Raw genomic sequence first — 16,186 nt, 5'->3', positions numbered from 1 at the left:
CCCATTCTGGCCGACTCAGTCGTCGTGCAGAATGCGCTGGAACAGGATGTGGTCTTGCCAGCGCCCGGCGATCTTGATGTATTTCGGCGCCATGCCGATGCGCTTGAAACCGTTGTGCTCGAGCACCTTCTGCGAACCCTGGTTGTGCAGCAGCGTCTCGGCCTGGATGCGGTGCAGCCGCAGGTCGTCGGTGGCCACGCGGGTGACCTGGGCGACGGCTTCGCTCATGATGCCGTGCCCGGCGAATGCCTCGTCGATCCAGTAGCCCATGCCGCCCGACTGCAGCACGCCGCGCGTGATGCCCGCCAGGGTCACTCGGCCGATGATCTGCGTGTCGGTGGCCAACACGAGGGGCAGCCCCGTGCCCGCCGCGACGGTCTCGAGCAGCGAGGGAATCTGAGCCGCCTGCCACGTCTTCGTGAAGAAGGCCTCACTACGGGCGGGCTCCCACGGCTCGAGGTAGCGGCGGTTGCGCGAGTAGGCCTCGGCGAGTTGCTCGGCGTCGTCGGTGCGGAGCAGGCGCAGAGTGACGCCGGCACGGAGGGGGATGGGCTGCAGCACGCGCTCGACGATACCCGGTGGGCGCGGCCACGTCACGAACGGGGACCGCGGGGTTGCGCCAGCCGAGGCGGGGTGCTCACGCTGATGCTGGGGCACACGCTGGGGCTGGGGCTGGGGGCGGGGCTGGTGCTGGTGCGGGGGCTCGCTCGTGCCGGTCACCGCTCGAGGACGAGGGTGTCGCCCGCCGAGACGAGCCGCGCGTCGAGGATGTAGACATACGTGTCGTCGAGCTGTTCGAGCCGCACGCCCGGCTGCGCCTGATCGACGAACGACTGGATGCGGGGGTCGATGCCGAATCGCGGCGAATGCTTGACGACGATGGCTCGGATGTCGGCCGCGTCGACGAGTGCCAGATCACCCACGATCTCGTCCTCCTCGATATAGGGCTCGTACTCCCACGGCGCCATGCCCGCCACGAGCACGTCCCCGTCGGGTGCCGGGTCCTCGTCGAGCGCGTCCTCGACGAGCGCCATACCCGCGGCCCGCTCCTGCCAGGTGTGCACCGACAGGCGCGCCGCGATCACGACGACGAGCAGCAGCGCCAGGATGCCGACCACGCGCCCGGCGACGACGAGCACGCCGCGGGGCCCGGGGCGCAGCAGGCCCGCCAGGCCGAGACCCGCGAGCACCGCCAGCATCCAGAACCACGCGTAGTAGTAGTGGGGCAGCGCCACGTTCGACCCGAAGAGGTGGAAGACGAGCAGTGCGCCGAGGGCCGTGCCGATGAAGACCACGAGGCGCCGCGGGCGCCCGACGACGACAGCGGCGACGAGGCCGACGGCGAGTACGGCGGCCGTCGGAACGCCGACCCCGACCACTGTGAACCACAGGTTGGCCCACCACGGCGGGAACGGCCCCGTGATGCCCGCGACCGTGATGAGGTGCCCGGCGGCGTTGTGCTCGGCCTGCATCTGCAGCATGTAGCCGACCGCATCGGTCATGCCCATGGGCAGGTAGAGCGCCACGGCCGTGACGACGAGCGCGACCACGAAAAGCGCGACATCGCGCAGCACGCGGGCGAGGGGCCGGCGGGCGACGAGCAGCACGAGGAAGCCGACGAGGATGACGGCCGCCGACACCTTTGCCGTGATGGCGAGGCCCATGAACACGCCCGAGGCGACGATCCACGTCCAGCGCTCGGTGCGGAACCACATCCAGGCTGCAGCCATCGCGAAGACCGTGAACGCGACCATGACGGGTTCGAGCAGGGCGAATCGGTCGAGACGCTCGGCGCCGCCCGTGACTCCGCGCGGCAGCAGCAGCCACAGGGCCGCGGGAATGAGGGCGAGGGTGAAACCGATCTCGCGCCGCAGCCACAGCCAGATGACCACGCCGACGGCCAAGGTGAGCAGCCCTATGAAGATGCGGGGCGCGAGCAGGCCCTCGCCGAAGATCAATTGGACGACGCCGAAGAGGTACTTGGCGGTGGGCGGATGCTCGCGGTTGGCCGCGAAGTCGCCGTGCACGTAGTCCCAGCCCGCCTCGACGTAGATGCCCTCGTCGGCGTTCTGATTGGCCGAGCCGATATTCCAGAGGCACAGGTAGGCGCCCCAGAGGAAGACGACGGCGACGGGAAGCCAGCGGGCCCAGCGAGATGATGACGAAAGTTCGGGGGCCGGCACAGTCGGACGATACCAGAGGGTTTAGTTAAAACCCGTCTCGCAAACCGCTCTCACGATCGCGATGCGCGGCCCGCGGAACCGCCCCACCGCGTCGACTCTCCGCGACCGCCCCGAGGCCTGCGCGGGCGCCGTTCCCGCGCACGAACGACGGATGCCGCCGAGAACGTGTCTCGGCGGCATCCGCTGGGTCGTGCTGGTCGCCGCCCGCAACACCCCCGAGGGGGCGCGGCGAAACGGCGTGTCGCGCTACACCCGATCGCCCGCCTGCAGCGGCTGCAGCGTGGTGAAGCGGCTCAGCTGCGTGACGTGCCCGGGCTCGAGCTCCTCGAGCGACGACACCCCGAGCAACTTCATGGTGCGCGTGATCTCGGAGGTGAGGATCTGGATGGTGCGGTCCACGCCCTCGCGCCCGCCCGCCATGAGGCCGTAGAGGTAGGCGCGGCCGATGAGCGTGAAACGCGCGCCCATGGCGACCGAGGCCACGATGTCGGCACCGTTCATGATGCCCGTGTCGAGGTGCACCTCGGTGTGCGCTCCGACCTCTTTCACCACGCTGGGCAGCAGGTGGAAGGGGATGGGCGCACGGTCGAGCTGGCGGCCGCCGTGGTTCGACAGGATGATGGCGTCGGCGCCGAGATCGACGGCGAGCTGAGCATCCTTCACCGACTGGATGCCCTTGACGACGAGCTTGCCCTTCCACTGCGAGCGGATGAACTTGACCTCTTCGGGCCCGACGGTCGGGTCGAACATGGTGTCGATGAGGGCCGCGACGGTGCCGGACCAGCGGTCGAGCGACGCGAACGCGAGCGGCTCGGTGGTCAAGAAGTTGATCCACCAGGCCGGGCGGGGCAGGGCGTCGATCACGGTCTTGGGTGTGAGCGACGGCGGGATGGTCATGCCGTTGCGCACATCGCGCAGGCGCGCGCCGCCGACAGGTGTGTCGACCGTGACCACGAGCGTGTCGTAGCCGGCCTTGGCGGCCCGGTCGACGAGCGCCATCGAGCGGTCCCGGTCGGTCCACATGTAGAGCTGGAACCAGTTTCGGCCGTCGGGCGCGGCGGCCTTGACGTCCTCGATCGACGTCGTGCCCATGGTCGACAGTGTGAAGGGAATGCCGGCGGCGGCCGCGGCGCTCGCACCGGCGCGCTCGCCCTCGGTCTGCATCATGCGTGTGAAACCGGTGGGCGCGATGCCGAACGGGAGGGCGACGTGCTGGCCGAGGACATCCCAGCCGGTGGAAACCTGCGAGACGTTCTTCAAGACGGAGGGGTGGAACTCGATGTCCTGGAACGCCTGGCGCGCGCGGGCCAGCGAGATCTCGCCCTCGGCGGCGCCATCCGTGTAGTCGAACGGGGCCGTCGGCGTGATGCGCTTGGCGATGGCGCGCAGGTCGTAGATGGTGTTGGCCGACTTCAGGCGACGCTTGCGCGCGTTGAGCTCGGGTTTCTTGAACTGCATGAGGGGGAGGAGGTCGTGCGGTTTGGGCAGACGGCGTTCAACCACGGGGTGTCCTTTCGAGGGGTTTGGTCGGTTCGCGGCCCACGGGTGTGCGCGGCGACAGGGGGAAAGTCAGGATGCGGCGGGGGCGGCAACAGGTTCGGGTTCGGGCGTCGACGCCGCAGCAGGTGCGGATGCCGGGGCTGCTGCGGTCGCGTGATCGCCGTGGGATGAGGACGCGCGCGCCGCGGCATCCTCGTCGGGGCGCGCGACAGGGGTGCGCCCCGCCAACCCGGTCTCGGCGTAGTAGCCCGTGATGTGGTCGCGCACGAGGGTGCGGGCGGATGCGGCATCCCCCTCTTCGATGGCGGCCACGATGTGGCGGTGCTCGACGGCCAGGCGTTCGGACGTCTCGGCCCACGACGGCAGGTTGGGCACACCCGCGAGCACGTAGTTCTCGATCGATCCGCGCAGGCCCGCCATGGTCGCCGTGATGACTTGGTTGCCGGCCGCCTCGGCAAGCGAGAGGTGGAACTGCGCGTCGAGGGCCAGGAATTCGGCCTCGGAGAGCTGACGCGATTCCATGGCGTCGAGCAGTTCGACGGGGCGCGTGAGATTGCGCTGCCCGTCACCCGCGAGGTCGTGGACGACGGCGGTCTCGAGCACGAGACGCGTGGCCACGACATCCTGAACCGCGAAGCCGTTGGCGGCGACCTGTAAGCGCATGAGCGCCGTCATGCCGCCCGTCGGCAGGGCCACGATGATGGCGCCAGCGGTGGGCCCCGAACCCGAGGCCGTGCGGATGAGCCCCAGCACCTCGAGCACGCGGAAGGCCTCGCGCACGCTCGAGCGGCCGACGCCCAGGTCGGTGGCCAGGGCGCGCTCGCCGGGCAGGCGGTCTCCGGGGCGCAGACGACCCTGCAGAAGGTCGGATTCGATGTGCTCGAGCACCTGCTGCCAGGCTCGGCGTTCTTCGGTCACGGGGTGTGCCTCTCGTCGTTGATGTGGCGGGCCGTGTGGTAGGACCACATTGTATACAGAGGCGCGCCCCCACGCGCAAGCCCCCTCATGTGCGCAGAACCACGTTCTCGGGCTCGTCGCCGGCCAGCAGGTGATCGATCTGGCGGCGCAGCAGCTTCTCCATGCGCGGCATCATGGCGTCGGTCGCGCCGCCCACGTGGGGGCTGATGAGCACGTTGGGCAGGGCGAAGAGCGGATGCCCGTCGGGCAGCGGTTCGGGGTCGGTCACGTCGAGCGCCGCATTCAGGCGACCGTTCGACGTGTGCGCGAGCAGCGCCTCGGTGTCGGCCACGGGGCCGCGAGCGATGTTCACGAACAGCGCGCCGTCGTGCATGCGCGAGAAGAACGCGTCGTCGGCCAGGTGCCGGGTGTCGTCGGTCAGGGGGACGCCGAGCACCACGACATCCGCGTCGGGCAGCAGCTCGTCGAGGCTCGACAGGGCATACACGTGCCCGCGGTCGTCGTCGCGTTCGCGGCTCGCCACGCGCGTGATGGTGACCTCGAACGGGTCGAGGCGGTCGGCGATGGCGGCACCCACTCCGCCGTAGCCGACGAGCAGCACGCGCTTGTCGGCGAGGCCGGTCGCTCGGGCCGGATCCCACTGGCCGCGCGAGGCACCGCGCACGAAGCGGGGGATCTCGCGCAGCGCCGCGAGAATCAAGGCCACTGTGAGCTCAGCCGTCGCGGTCTCGTGCACCGTCGCCGCGTTCGCGAACGTGATGCCGGCTGGCAGGATGTCGGCCACGCCGTCATAGCCGATCGACTGGCTCTGCACGATCTGCGAGGTGACGTGCGCGAGCGGCGCGAGGCTGTCGACCGAACCCATGTAGGGCGGCACGATGATGTCGATGTGGTCGCGCGGCGGAGTGCCCGAGACATCCCACACGATGACGTCGACGCCCTCGGGCGCCGGGGTGAGCCGATTGAGCAACGTGTCGCCGGGCACACTCACGACGAGGCGGGCGGGGGCGGCGGAAGACGAGGTGTTGTCAGACATCTTTCGACCCTAGACCCGGGCCGCGGTCGGGCGCGATTGGTTGACACGCGGGCTGAACGTGCGGGGCGACACCGTCTGTGCCACGAGCGCCCGCAGCGTTTCGAGGTCGCCGTCGATGATGCCGGCGGCCCGCGCCTGCACGAGAACGTTGCCGAGCGCGGTCGCCTCGACGGGGCCGGCCTCGACGGGCAGCCCGGCGCGATCGGCCGTGAGTTGGCACAGCAGCGCGTTCTGCGAGCCGCCGCCGACCACGTGGATGACCCCGACGCGCTTGCCCGAGAGCTCGCTCGCCGCGTGCACCGCGCGTGCGAACGCCTCGGCCAGGGACTCGAGGATCGAGCGCACGAACTCCGCGCGGCTGGCTGGCACGCGCAGGCCGCGCTCGCCGAGATAGGACGCGATGCGACCGGGCATGTCGCCGGGCGTCAGGAAGCGCGGGTCGTCGGCGTCGAAGACCGATATCTCGCCCGAGACATCCGCCGCCTGCGCGAGCAGGGAGGGCAGGTCGATGGTCTCGCCGTCACGTTCCCACCAGCGCACCGATTCGCTCAGCAGCCACAGGCCCATCACGTTGTGCAAGAAACGCGTGCGGCCGTCGACGCCGCCCTCGTTCGTGAAATTGGCGGCGCGGCTGGCGTCGGTGAGCACCGGATGCTCGAGCTCCACGCCCACGAGCCCCCAGGTTCCGCAGCTGATGTAGGCGGCGTCGTCGGTCAGCATGGGCACGGCGACCACGGCGGACGCGGTGTCGTGCGACCCGATGGCCGTGACGGGAACGTGCGCCCCGATGCCCGTATCGGCCTGCACGGCGGGCAGCAGCGACCCGATGCGCTCGCCGGGGGAAACGAGCGGCGGCAGGATGTCGCGGGGCAGGCCGAGCGTGGCGATGAGATCGTCGTTCCAGACCGGCCGCGCAAGCGGAGCCGCCGCGGCACTCGAGGAGGCGGGACGCCCAGCACGAGCGGCCCCCTCGAGTGCCGTGGCCGCACCCGCGGGCCGGAGGAGGCCCGTGGTCGACGCGTTGGTGGCCTCGGCCACCTTCTCGCCCGTCAGCCAGTACGCGATGAGGTCGGGGATGAGCAGCAGGTCGTCGGCGAGCGGCAGGGTTCCGGCGCGCTGTTCCGCGGCGAGCTGGTAGACGGTGTTGAAGGGCAAGAACTGCAACCCGTTCTGCCGATAGAGCTCGTCGAAGGGAACGACGGCGTGCACGTCATCCACGCCCTGCTGGTTGCGCTCGTCGCGGTAGTGATAGGGGATGCCGAGCAACCGGCCGCCCCGCAATAGCCCGTAGTCGACCGCCCAGGAGTCGATGCCGATGCTCTCGACTTCGGGTGCCTCACGCGCCGCATGCGTCAAACCGGCCGTGATCGACCGATAGAGCTCGAGGATGTTCCAGTGGTAGCCGTCGGGCGTGCGCACGGGCGTGTTGGGAAACCGGGCCACCGGGATGAGCGTCAACTCGCCCGCCCCGATGTGCCCGAGCATGACGCGCCCGCTCGTGGCGCCGAGGTCGACGGCCGCGACCGTGCCCCGCCTCGCCGTGTGTGTCGTCATCGAGCTGCTCCTAGCGCAGGAAGGCGGCCGCGACACCCGCGTCGACCGGGATGTGCAAACCGGTCGTGTGCGAGAGGTCGCTCGTGCACAAAACGTACACCGCGTTGGCCACGTTCTCGGGCACGACCTCGCGCTTCAGGATGGTGCGCTGGGCGTAGAACTTGCCCAGGTCCTCCTCTTCGATGCCGTAGGTCTTGGCCCGGTTGGCGCCCCAGCCCGAGGCGAAGATGCCCGAACCGCGCACCACACCATCCGGGTTGATGCCGTTGACCTTGATGCCGTATTCGCCGAGCTCGGCGGCCAAGAGGCGCACCTGGTGGGCCTGGTCGGCCTTGGTGGCCGAGTAGGCGACGTTGTTGGGGCCCGCGAAGACCGAGTTCTTCGACGAGATGTACACGATGTCGCCGCCGAGTTTCTGCGCGATGAGCACGCGCGCGGCGGCCTTCGACACGAGGAACGAGCCCTTGGCCATGACGTTGTGCTGCAGGTCCCAATCGGCGACGGTCGTCTCGAGCAGGGGGCGCGAGAGCGACAGGCCGGCGTTGTTGACCACGAGGTCGAGCCCGCCGAAGGCCAAGAGCGTTTCGTTGATGGATGCTTCGACGGCGGCCTCGTCCGAGACATCCGCCTGCACGCCCACCGCGACATCGGTGTTGCCGATCTCGGCGGCCGCGGCCTGCGCCTTCTCGAGCGATAGGTCGGCGATGACGACGACGGCTCCCTCGGCGGCGAGACGCGTGGCGATGGCCTTGCCGATGCCCGACGCGGCGCCCGTGACGAGCGCGATGCGCGTGGCGAGCGGCTTGGGCTTGGGCATGCGCTGCAGCTTGGCCTCTTCGAGCGACCAGTACTCGATGTTGAACTTTTCGGCCTCGTCGATGGGGGCGTAGGTCGAGAGGCCCTCGGCTCCGCGCATGACGTTGATGGCGTTGATGTAGAACTCGCCGGCCACGCGCGCGGTCTGCTTGTCCTTGCCGTAGCTGAACATGCCGACGCCCGGGATCAGGACGATGAGGGGGTCGGCGCCGCGGATGGCGGGCGATCCGTCCTTCTTGTTCCTGTCGTAATAGGCCTGGTAGTCGGCGCGGTACTGCTCGTGCAGCTCCTCGAGGCGCGCGATGCTGTCCTCGATGCTGGCGTCTGACGGCAGGTCGAGCACGAGCGGCTTGACCTTGGTGCGCAGGAAGTGGTCGGGGCAGCTGGTGCCCAGGGCGGCGAGGCGCGGGTGCTCGCTGCTGGCCAAGAAGTCGAGCACGACATCCGCGTCGGTGAAGTGGCCGACCTGGGGCTTGTCGGTCGAGGCGATGCCGCGGATGACGGGGGCCAGGGCGGCCGCCTTGGCGCGACGTTCGGCGGGGCTGAGGGCCGCATAGCCCTTGAGGGGGGCGCCGAACGGCTCGGCCTTGGAGTTCTCGGCGATGTAGGCGGCGGCCGTGTCGATGATCCACAGCGAGTTCTTCTCGGACTCTTCGCTCGTCTCGCCCCAGGCCGTGATGCCGTGGCCGCCGAGGATGCAGCCGATGGCCTGCGGGTTCTCGCGCTTCAGGGCCGCGATGTCGAGGCCGAGCTGGAAACCGGGGCGGCGCCAGGGCACCCAGACGACCTTGTCGCCGAAGATCGTGCGGGTGAGTTCTTCGCCGTCGGCCGCCGTCGCGATGGCGATGCCGGAGTCGGGGTGCAAGTGGTCGACGTGCTTCGCGTCGACGAGGCCGTGCATGGGGGTGTCGATCGAGGGGGCCGCGCCGCCCTTGCCGTGCAGCGTGTAGTCGAAGGCGGCGACCATCTCGTCTTCGCGCTCGACGCCCGGGTAGGTGTTCTGCATGGCGCGCAGGCGGTCGAGGCGCAGCACCGCGAGGCCCTTCTCGGTGAGCGTGCCGAGGTCTCCGCCCGAACCCTTCACCCAGAGCAGCTCGACCTCTTCGCCCGTGACGGGGTCGATGGCCGTGCCCTTGGCCGATGTGTTGCCGCCCGCGTAGTTGGTGTTCTTGGGGTCGGCGCCCAGGCGGTTGCTGCGAGCGATGAGCTCGGCGGCGGCCGGGTTGGTGGGCTCGGTGGTGCTGTGCGACATGCAAACTCCCTTGTTGGCGCGCGCGGCGCTCAGTGTGCGAACGTGTTAAGTATCACAGCACTTAACAACGGGCGCAAGTGTGGATGTGATTACACATCGGTAATGACGGGATGCTCTATACCTTTACGGTAATAACAGTTAGGCTTATTACAGATACGTAATAGGAGGGGTATGAGAGCCCGGATCAGATCTGCCGCCGACCTCGGCGACCTCGTGCGTCGAATTCGGTCGCAGAACGGGATGTCGCAGGCCCAGCTCGCGGATGCCCTGGGCTCCACGCAGCGCTACATCTCTGAACTCGAGAGTGGCAAGGCAAAACGCGCCGACGAGCGCTACTTCGACCTCCTGGCGCGCCTCGGCATCGACCTCACGGCCCAGACCCGCGATGAGCCTACCGATGGACGGTGACGAGCAAGGCCTGGTGGTCCGGCTCTACGGCACTCGAATCGGAACGCTGCGCGTCGACGAAGCCGGGGCCGTCCGGCTGGCATGGACCGATGATGCATCCGAGCGGTGGCGGTTGCGGGATACCCCGCTCTCGAAGTCTCTTCCGGTCGGCGTGGACGCGGCCGACGCCGCTCCCTTCTTCGGTGGGCTGCTTCCCGAGGGGCTCTGGCTGGAACGCTTGGCCGCCGAGGTTCACGTCGCGAGCAACAACGTCGTGGGCATGTTGGCCGAGGTCGGTGCTGACCTCGCCGGTGCGCTCAGCGTGGGGCGCGCTCGGGAACCCGAAGAGCCCCGGCGCCTAGATGCCGCCGAACTCGATGCGATCCTGTCGCGGGCATCCGGCTTCTTGCTCGGAGGTGGCGGTTCTGCGCTTCCCGGGTTCCAGCGCAAGGTGACGCTCACGCGACGCGATGGAGCCTGGTTCGCCGGGCGAGGCAGCATCCCGTCGACGCATATTCTGAAACCGGTTGACGCCGAGAACGTGGCCTTGGCGGATGGAGAGAACTTCGTCCTCGCTCTTGCTCGCGAGATGGGGCTTCTCACCTATGAGTCGTGGGTCGAGACCATCGGCGCCCGAACGGTCTTGGTGATCGAGCGTTACGATCGCCGCGCGGTGCCGGGCGGGACGGAGCGGATCCATCAAGAAGACTTCGCGCAAGCCTTAGCCCTGCCCTGGGGAGGGGACGACAAATTCGAGCGTCAGAATCCTGGTGCCAATCTGCGCGCGATCGCTGCGATCCTCGATCGGGACCGCACGATTTTCTCGGCAAGTGAGCCTGACCGCGAGAGGCTTTTGCGCTACACCGTGCTGAACGTGGCCTCGGGCAACACCGACGCGCACATGAAGAACTTCTCGCTCATGCATCCTGAGGATGGGAGCGCCATGCTGGCCCCGTTCTATGACGCCTCACCGCTCGCCCTCGCCTATGAAGCACCGCAGGGTATGGCGCTGTCGATAGCTGGTGAGTCTCAGATCGGCGCCATCACAAGGGATCACCTCATCGACGAGGCGAAGAGCTGGGGCGTTCGCGCGGCGCGCGCACGAGAGGTCATCGACGAGTCGCTCGAACAGATCATCGAAGCGACCCGGCGCGTCGTGGCACCCGCTTCGATCGAGAAGCACGTGCCGGGGTACATCCGCAGCCAGGCGCAGAACCTCCTCGACGGTCAGCCGGCCCGGCTGCGCACATCCCTGCCCTACATGCTCATGCCGCGCCTCTGACGCCCACCCGCGGGTGGCGGTGTCGTCAGGATCGATGCGGCCGGCAGCGAATCTGGCTACGCTCGCCGGAAGGGGGTTCGATGATGAGAAAGCACAGTGGTTTTCGCGCGAGTGGGTGGGTGGCTGGGGCCGTTGTGCTCGGGGTGGCGCTAGCGGGATGTTCGGCACCGGCCGTGCAGGTGTCGGATCTCGAGCGTGCGGCTTCCGCGGATGATGCGCTTCCCGCGGCGGTGACATCCGACATGACCGAGAGGGTCGATGTCGAGACGGTTCGATTCGTCGGAGAAAGGGCTGGCTTCCGTGTCTACCTCGGCGAGTCGACGGACGATGGGTATTGCATCCTGTTGACCGGGCCGGACGGCACAGACGGTCGTGTCGGATGCGGCGGGGGAGGCGGCGGGGCTGTCTACAACGAGTTGCAGGTTGAGCAAGACGCCTTCCGGTCGGCCGCGGATGGCGTGTCGCCCGGGGAGGACTGGGAGGCGATCAGCGAGAACGTCTACTACCGCGAGGTTCCGGTCGAGACGCCGACGGACGATTAGCGGGGTTGCCCGAGCGCCGACGTTCAAGCGTGACCGCGTGACTCCGTCAGGGCGCTTGTCCGTTCGCTCAGCGACGCGGCGCGAGGGCGGCCAGAGCCGCCTCGGCGGGGGAGCCCGTCGGCACGACGCAGACAATGGATGCCTGGCCCACCGCAAGGGTGACGGTCGAGGCGCCGACGAAGCCCGGGTGCGGGGCGACCGACACGGCCGCGAGGCGGTCGAGCGGCACGATGCGGCGCGACTCCGAGAGGGCGGGGCGTTTGCCGGGGACGACCCAGTCGCGGCGTGACACGATCGAGAGTTCGGTGTCGCTGATGCTCACGATGGCGCCCTGCAGGGTGGCGCGCCGCACCCAGAGCGCGAGCTGGTCGACGATGCCGCCGGATGTCTCGAGGCGCCGGTTGGCGTGCGCGGCCACGACACGCAGCCACGGCTCTTTCGCCGCGATCTCGCGGTAGGCCGCCACGAGACCGTTGCCGTCGCGCCCGAGTTCGCCGCGTTCGAGGGGCGCACGCGACGCGATCTCGGGATGCGGCACCAGCGTGGGCGCAACGAGGCGGCGCAGCTCGTCGGTGAGGGACGCGATGGTCGCGCGCGACGAGCCGTTGTAGGGAACCCGCACGCTGTCGCCATCCATCGTGTGCACGATGAAGAGGCCGTCGAGCAGTTCGACGCTGTCCTCGAATGCGGCGACGTCGGAGTAGCGGATGACGCGCGTGGTGAACGACGCATCCTCTCGCCGCAGCACGGTGAAGGAATGGGGTTCGACGATGAGCAGCAGGTCGTAGAGGTCCATCGCTGGGTTGGCATCGCGCCGCGCGATGTTGCGAGGAACCTTCAGAACGACGATCGCGGCGTTCAGGTCGAAACGGTGGCCGCGGAACAGCCGGGGGATGGCCGATTCGGAGGCGACCTGGTCGATCCAGGGCCCGAAGGCGTCGAACTCGGTCGTGTCTGCGAGTGTCATGGTCGTGTTCCTCTGCGGCGCTGGAGAAGGGGCCGACGGGTCGCAGCTCGAGCGCGACAACAGGCCTGACCGAAGCCTAACCCCCGTTTCGGTGCGTCAGTCGCGGGGCGGGGCCGCCGTCGACCCGCGCACGATGAGCTGTGAGTCGAGGCTCGCGACGAGCGGATGCGGCGTCTCGCCCGCCATGAGCTGCAGCAGTATCTCGACGGCCAGCGAACCCGAGCGGTCGATAGCCAGCTTGAGAGTGGTGAGCCCGGGCTGGCGCACGGCGGCCAGCTCGATGTCGTCGAAGCCGATGAGGCTGATGTCGGCGGGGCAGCTCTTGCCGAGGTGCGTGATGCCGGCGTCGATTCCGAGCGCGACGAGGTCGTTATAGGCGATGGCGGCCGTCGCGCCGCTCGCCACGACGGGTGCGGCTGCGGCCAACCCGCCCTGGATCGACGCGGCCTGGTTGTTGAGGCTCGTGAAGCGGATGTCGAGCGCGACGCACGCCCTCTCGATGGCCTCGTGCCGCCGCATGTCGGCCCACGACAGGCGTGGCCCGGCGGCATAGGCGATGTGACGGTGGCCGAGCGCCGCGAGGTGCTCGACGGCCTGGCGCGGACCGTTCTCGGTGTCCATGACGACGCACGGGATGCCGTCGATGATGCGGTTGATGACCACGACGGGGGTGTCGCCCACTAGCTCGCGGATCTCGTCATCCGGCAACCGCGGTGAGCACAGCAGCATGCCGTCGAGTTTGCCGGCCAGCGCGATCTGTTCGCGTTCGCGCCGCAGGTCTTCGTTGGTGTCGAAGAGCACGGGGCGGTGGCGGCCGTGCCAGGACTGCGCGTGGATGCCCTTGAGCTGCGTGGCATAGACGGGGCTCGCGACGTCGGGCACGAGCACGCCGAAGGTGCGTTCGGCCGTGCCGGCGGCGGAGTTGTTGGCCGTGTAGCCGAGCTCGGCGGCGGCGCTCAGGACGCGCTGCAGGGTGCCGGCGGCCAGGCGATCCGGTTCGCCGAACGCGCGCGAAGCGGTCGCGAGGGAGACGCCCGCGTGGCGAGCGACGTCGGTCAGGGTGGCGGTCACGGTCGTCCTTCGATGGAGTGTTCTCTTTCATGATGGTGCATGGAGAGGGGATGAGAATAGTTGACAAGCTTGTACAAACCATTCAGAATCATTCTCATGCTGATCAATGCAGATCTTTTCTCACCGGCGACGCCGCACTCCGCCGGCATCCTGCACCTCGGGCTGGGCAACTTCCACCGGGCGCACCAGGCGGTCTACACGGCGGCCGCCATCCGAGCCGGCGGGGATAACTGGGGCATTGTCGGTGTCGCCTCCCGCTCGCACAGCGTCGTCGATGCCATGCGCGCCCAGGGTCTGCAGTACACGGTCGCCGAGATCTCGCCCTCCGGCACCTCGCTCAGCGTTCCCGGATCGCACACCGACGTCTTCGTGGCGGCCGACGAACCCGGCCGCGTCGTCACGCACCTGGCCGACCCCGCCATCCGCGTCGTCACGTTGACCGTGACCGAGAACGGCTACAGCTATTCGCCCTCGACGGGGCACCTCGACCTGGCCGACCCGCGCGTCGCCGCCGACCTTCGGGGCGGATATCCGAGCACCGCGATCGGCCAGCTCGCCCGCGGCCTGCAGCAGCGCGCCGCCGGAAGCGCCCAGCCCGTGACGATCCTCAGCTGCGACAACCTCAGCGAGAACGGTGCGCACACCGAACGCCTCGTGCGAGAGTTCCTCGGCCAGCTGCCCGGTGCCGAGGGTGACGAAGCGCTCGCCTTTCTCGACGCCTCGGTCGCTTTCCCCTCGAGCATGGTCGACCGCATCGTTCCCGCCACGACCGACGAGCTGCGCGCCGCCGTCGCCGCCCAGCTCGGGGGCCCGGACGCCTCACCCGTTCCCGCCGAACCGTTCACCATGTGGGCCATCGAAGACGCCTTCGCCGCCGGCCGCCCCGCGTGGGAAGAGGGCGGCGCGGTCTTCACCGACGAGGTCGGCCGCTACGAGCAGATGAAGGTGCGCCTGCTGAACGGCACGCACTCGCTCATCGCCTATCTGGGCGCCCTGCGCGGCGCCGCCACGATTCCCGAGGCCATCGCGCTGCCCGAGATCGCCCGCGCCGCCCGCGGTGTGCTCGAGCGCGAGTTCGAACCCTCCGTGCAGGTGCCGACCGGTGTCGACATCCGCGCCTACGAAGCGCAGCTGTTCGAGCGCTGGGGCAACACGGCGCTCGGCCACCGCACGGCGCAGGTGGGCACGGATGGTTCGGTCAAACTGCGTCAGCGCATCCCCGAGCCCGTCCTCCTCAGCCTCTCGAACGGTCGGATGCCGCACCTCATCGCGCTCGCCGTGGCCGGGTATCTGTCCTGCATCGCCCCGCTGCCCGGCTTCGAGCCCGGCGACCACGCCCGCGCCATGACCGACCCCGCGCGCGAACGCCTGGCCGAGGTCGCCGCGTCCGCCGCGAGCGGCACGGAGCTCGCGCAACGCGCCTTCGCTGAGCTGCACCTCTTCGGCCAGGAACTCGCCGAGGCCCCCGCGTTCATCGCGCGCGTCGGCGAACTCGTCGATACCATCGCGCGACACGGCGTCGACGCGGCGCTGCGCGACAGCCTGGCGGCCTCCGAAGCCGACGCATCCTCTGAAACCACATCCGACACCACCACGACTCTGACAGGGGCCCATCGATGATGAAGTTGGCCATTCACGGCGCAGAAGACATCCGTTGGGAAGACGTTGCCCAGCCCGAACCCGCCGCGGGCGAGGTGCGCCTGCGCGTGAAGTTCGTGGGCATCTGCGGCTCCGACCTGCACTACTACTTCCACGGCGCGAACGGCGAATACACGATTCGCGAACCGCTCACGCCCGGGCACGAGCTGTCGGCCGTCGTCGACCTCGACCCGTCGGGCCGCCTCGCGCCCGGCACGCCCGTCACGGTGCACCCCGCGCGCTTCGGCGGCGATGTGGCCGGGCTCGAACAGCGCCCGCATCTGCGCCCCGGTGGCGACTACCTGGGCAGCGCGGCCGCCGCGCCGCACCGCCAGGGTGGGGCCGCCGAATACCTGATCGTCGAAGAGGGGATGGTGCGTGTGCTGCCCGAGGGCCTGCCTCTCGAGCGCGCCGCCCTGGCCGAGCCCCTCGCCGTCGCCTTGCACGCCGTCAGCCTGGCCGGCGACCTCACGGGCAAGCGCGTTCTCGTCATCGGCGCCGGACCCATCGGCCTGCTCGTGCTGGCCGCCGCGGCCCGCGCGGGAGCAGCCACCATCGGCGCCAGCGATGTGCGGCCCGAAGCGCTCGAACGCGCCGAGGCCCTCGGCGCCGCCGAAACCCACCTCGTGCCGCGTGACGCCATCGCCGACGAATCCTACGACGTCGTCTTCGAATGCTCGGGCGTCGCGGTCGCTCTCACGCAGGCCGTGCGCGCCGCCCGCCGTGCCGGCACGCTCGTGCAGGTCGGCATGCTGCCGAACGCCGATATCGCGGTCAACCTCGCGCCCCTGCTGGCCAAGGAGCTGACCATCCACGGGGCGTTCCGGTTCGCCGACGAGATCGACGAGGCCATCCGCATGCTCGCCGAATCCGATGTGCTCGCGGCCGTCGTCACGCACGTGATCGCCGCGACCGACGCCGCCGAAGCGTTTGCCGTCGCACGCGATTCATCCGTCTCGTCGAAGGTTCTGCTCGCGCTCTGACGCACCCACCCGCTTACCCGCTACATCGCACGCCCCCAACACGGCACGACCCCCCCG

14 protein-coding genes are annotated in these 16,186 nt (G+C 69.3%); 5 read left to right on the top strand and 9 right to left on the bottom strand.

The genetic code is table 11. The annotated features are described in order from the left end of the window. Positions 1-15 precede the first annotated feature (15 nt). From ALI44B_RS07980 to ALI44B_RS07950, 7 genes are all read right to left on the bottom strand, one after another. A complete protein-coding gene (locus tag ALI44B_RS07980; RefSeq protein WP_353615671.1) occupies positions 16-561 on the bottom strand; it encodes a GNAT family N-acetyltransferase in 546 nt (181 codons plus the stop codon). A 155-nt stretch (positions 562-716) separates the two neighbouring features. Beyond that, positions 717-2,183 (bottom strand): ArnT family glycosyltransferase, encoded by a 1,467-nt coding sequence (locus tag ALI44B_RS07975; protein ID WP_077054215.1) that lies wholly within the window; start codon positions 2,181-2,183, stop codon positions 717-719. A 246-nt stretch (positions 2,184-2,429) separates the two neighbouring features. Continuing rightward, a complete protein-coding gene (locus tag ALI44B_RS07970) occupies positions 2,430-3,686 on the bottom strand; it encodes an alpha-hydroxy acid oxidase (protein WP_077054214.1) in 1,257 nt (418 codons plus the stop codon). Positions 3,687-3,752: 66 nt separating this feature from the next. Then, positions 3,753-4,601, bottom strand: coding sequence for a FadR/GntR family transcriptional regulator (locus ALI44B_RS07965; RefSeq protein ID WP_077054213.1), 849 nt, complete (start codon positions 4,599-4,601; stop codon positions 3,753-3,755). Between the two features lie 85 nt (positions 4,602-4,686). Beyond that, complete coding sequence (locus tag ALI44B_RS07960; RefSeq protein ID WP_077054212.1) at positions 4,687-5,637, bottom strand: 2-hydroxyacid dehydrogenase; 951 nt, start codon at positions 5,635-5,637, stop codon at positions 4,687-4,689. 9 nt (positions 5,638-5,646) lie between these two features. Then, complete coding sequence (locus tag ALI44B_RS07955; RefSeq protein ID WP_077054211.1) at positions 5,647-7,191, bottom strand: rhamnulokinase; 1,545 nt, start codon at positions 7,189-7,191, stop codon at positions 5,647-5,649. A 10-nt stretch (positions 7,192-7,201) separates the two neighbouring features. Beyond that, positions 7,202-9,259: a bifunctional rhamnulose-1-phosphate aldolase/short-chain dehydrogenase gene (locus ALI44B_RS07950; protein ID WP_077054210.1), complete on the bottom strand. Its 2,058-nt coding sequence runs from the start codon at positions 9,257-9,259 to the stop codon at positions 7,202-7,204. A gap of 171 nt (positions 9,260-9,430) precedes the next feature. Between ALI44B_RS07950 and ALI44B_RS07945 the strand changes: the two genes are divergently transcribed. The 3 genes from ALI44B_RS07945 to ALI44B_RS07935 all read left to right on the top strand — a co-directional run bounded on the left by ALI44B_RS07945 (position 9,431) and on the right by ALI44B_RS07935 (position 11,470). Continuing rightward, positions 9,431-9,667 (top strand): helix-turn-helix domain-containing protein, encoded by a 237-nt coding sequence (locus ALI44B_RS07945; protein WP_077054209.1) that lies wholly within the window; start codon positions 9,431-9,433, stop codon positions 9,665-9,667. Then, positions 9,657-10,928, top strand: a complete 1,272-nt coding sequence (locus ALI44B_RS07940) for a type II toxin-antitoxin system HipA family toxin (RefSeq protein WP_077054208.1) — start codon at positions 9,657-9,659, stop codon at positions 10,926-10,928. The genes ALI44B_RS07945 and ALI44B_RS07940 overlap by 11 nt, the downstream gene beginning before the upstream one ends. A gap of 242 nt (positions 10,929-11,170) precedes the next feature. Beyond that, positions 11,171-11,470, top strand: a complete 300-nt coding sequence (locus ALI44B_RS07935) for a hypothetical protein (RefSeq protein ID WP_143459114.1) — start codon at positions 11,171-11,173, stop codon at positions 11,468-11,470. Between the two features lie 67 nt (positions 11,471-11,537). Here the strand turns inward: ALI44B_RS07935 and ALI44B_RS07930 are convergent, their stop codons facing one another. Both ALI44B_RS07930 and ALI44B_RS07925 read right to left on the bottom strand, forming a co-directional pair. Then, positions 11,538-12,437, bottom strand: a complete 900-nt coding sequence (locus ALI44B_RS07930; RefSeq protein ID WP_077054206.1) for a hypothetical protein — start codon at positions 12,435-12,437, stop codon at positions 11,538-11,540. A 96-nt stretch (positions 12,438-12,533) separates the two neighbouring features. Continuing rightward, positions 12,534-13,508 (bottom strand): LacI family DNA-binding transcriptional regulator, encoded by a 975-nt coding sequence (locus tag ALI44B_RS07925; RefSeq protein ID WP_077054205.1) that lies wholly within the window; start codon positions 13,506-13,508, stop codon positions 12,534-12,536. Between the two features lie 96 nt (positions 13,509-13,604). Between ALI44B_RS07925 and ALI44B_RS07920 the strand changes: the two genes are divergently transcribed. After that, the gene (locus ALI44B_RS07920; protein WP_077054204.1) at positions 13,605-15,128 is read left to right on the top strand and encodes a mannitol dehydrogenase family protein; all 1,524 of its coding nucleotides are present in this window, start codon (positions 13,605-13,607) and stop codon (positions 15,126-15,128) included. Next, the gene (locus tag ALI44B_RS07915; RefSeq protein WP_077054203.1) at positions 15,125-16,129 is read left to right on the top strand and encodes a zinc-binding dehydrogenase; all 1,005 of its coding nucleotides are present in this window, start codon (positions 15,125-15,127) and stop codon (positions 16,127-16,129) included. Before ALI44B_RS07920 ends, ALI44B_RS07915 begins: the two co-directional genes overlap by 4 nt. Positions 16,130-16,186 lie beyond the last annotated feature (57 nt).

It is taken from the genome of Leifsonia sp. ALI-44-B, from assembly GCF_001984125.1.
Taxonomy (GTDB): domain Bacteria; phylum Actinomycetota; class Actinomycetes; order Actinomycetales; family Microbacteriaceae; genus Okibacterium.
This window is presented reverse-complemented; position numbering and strand designations above follow the sequence as displayed.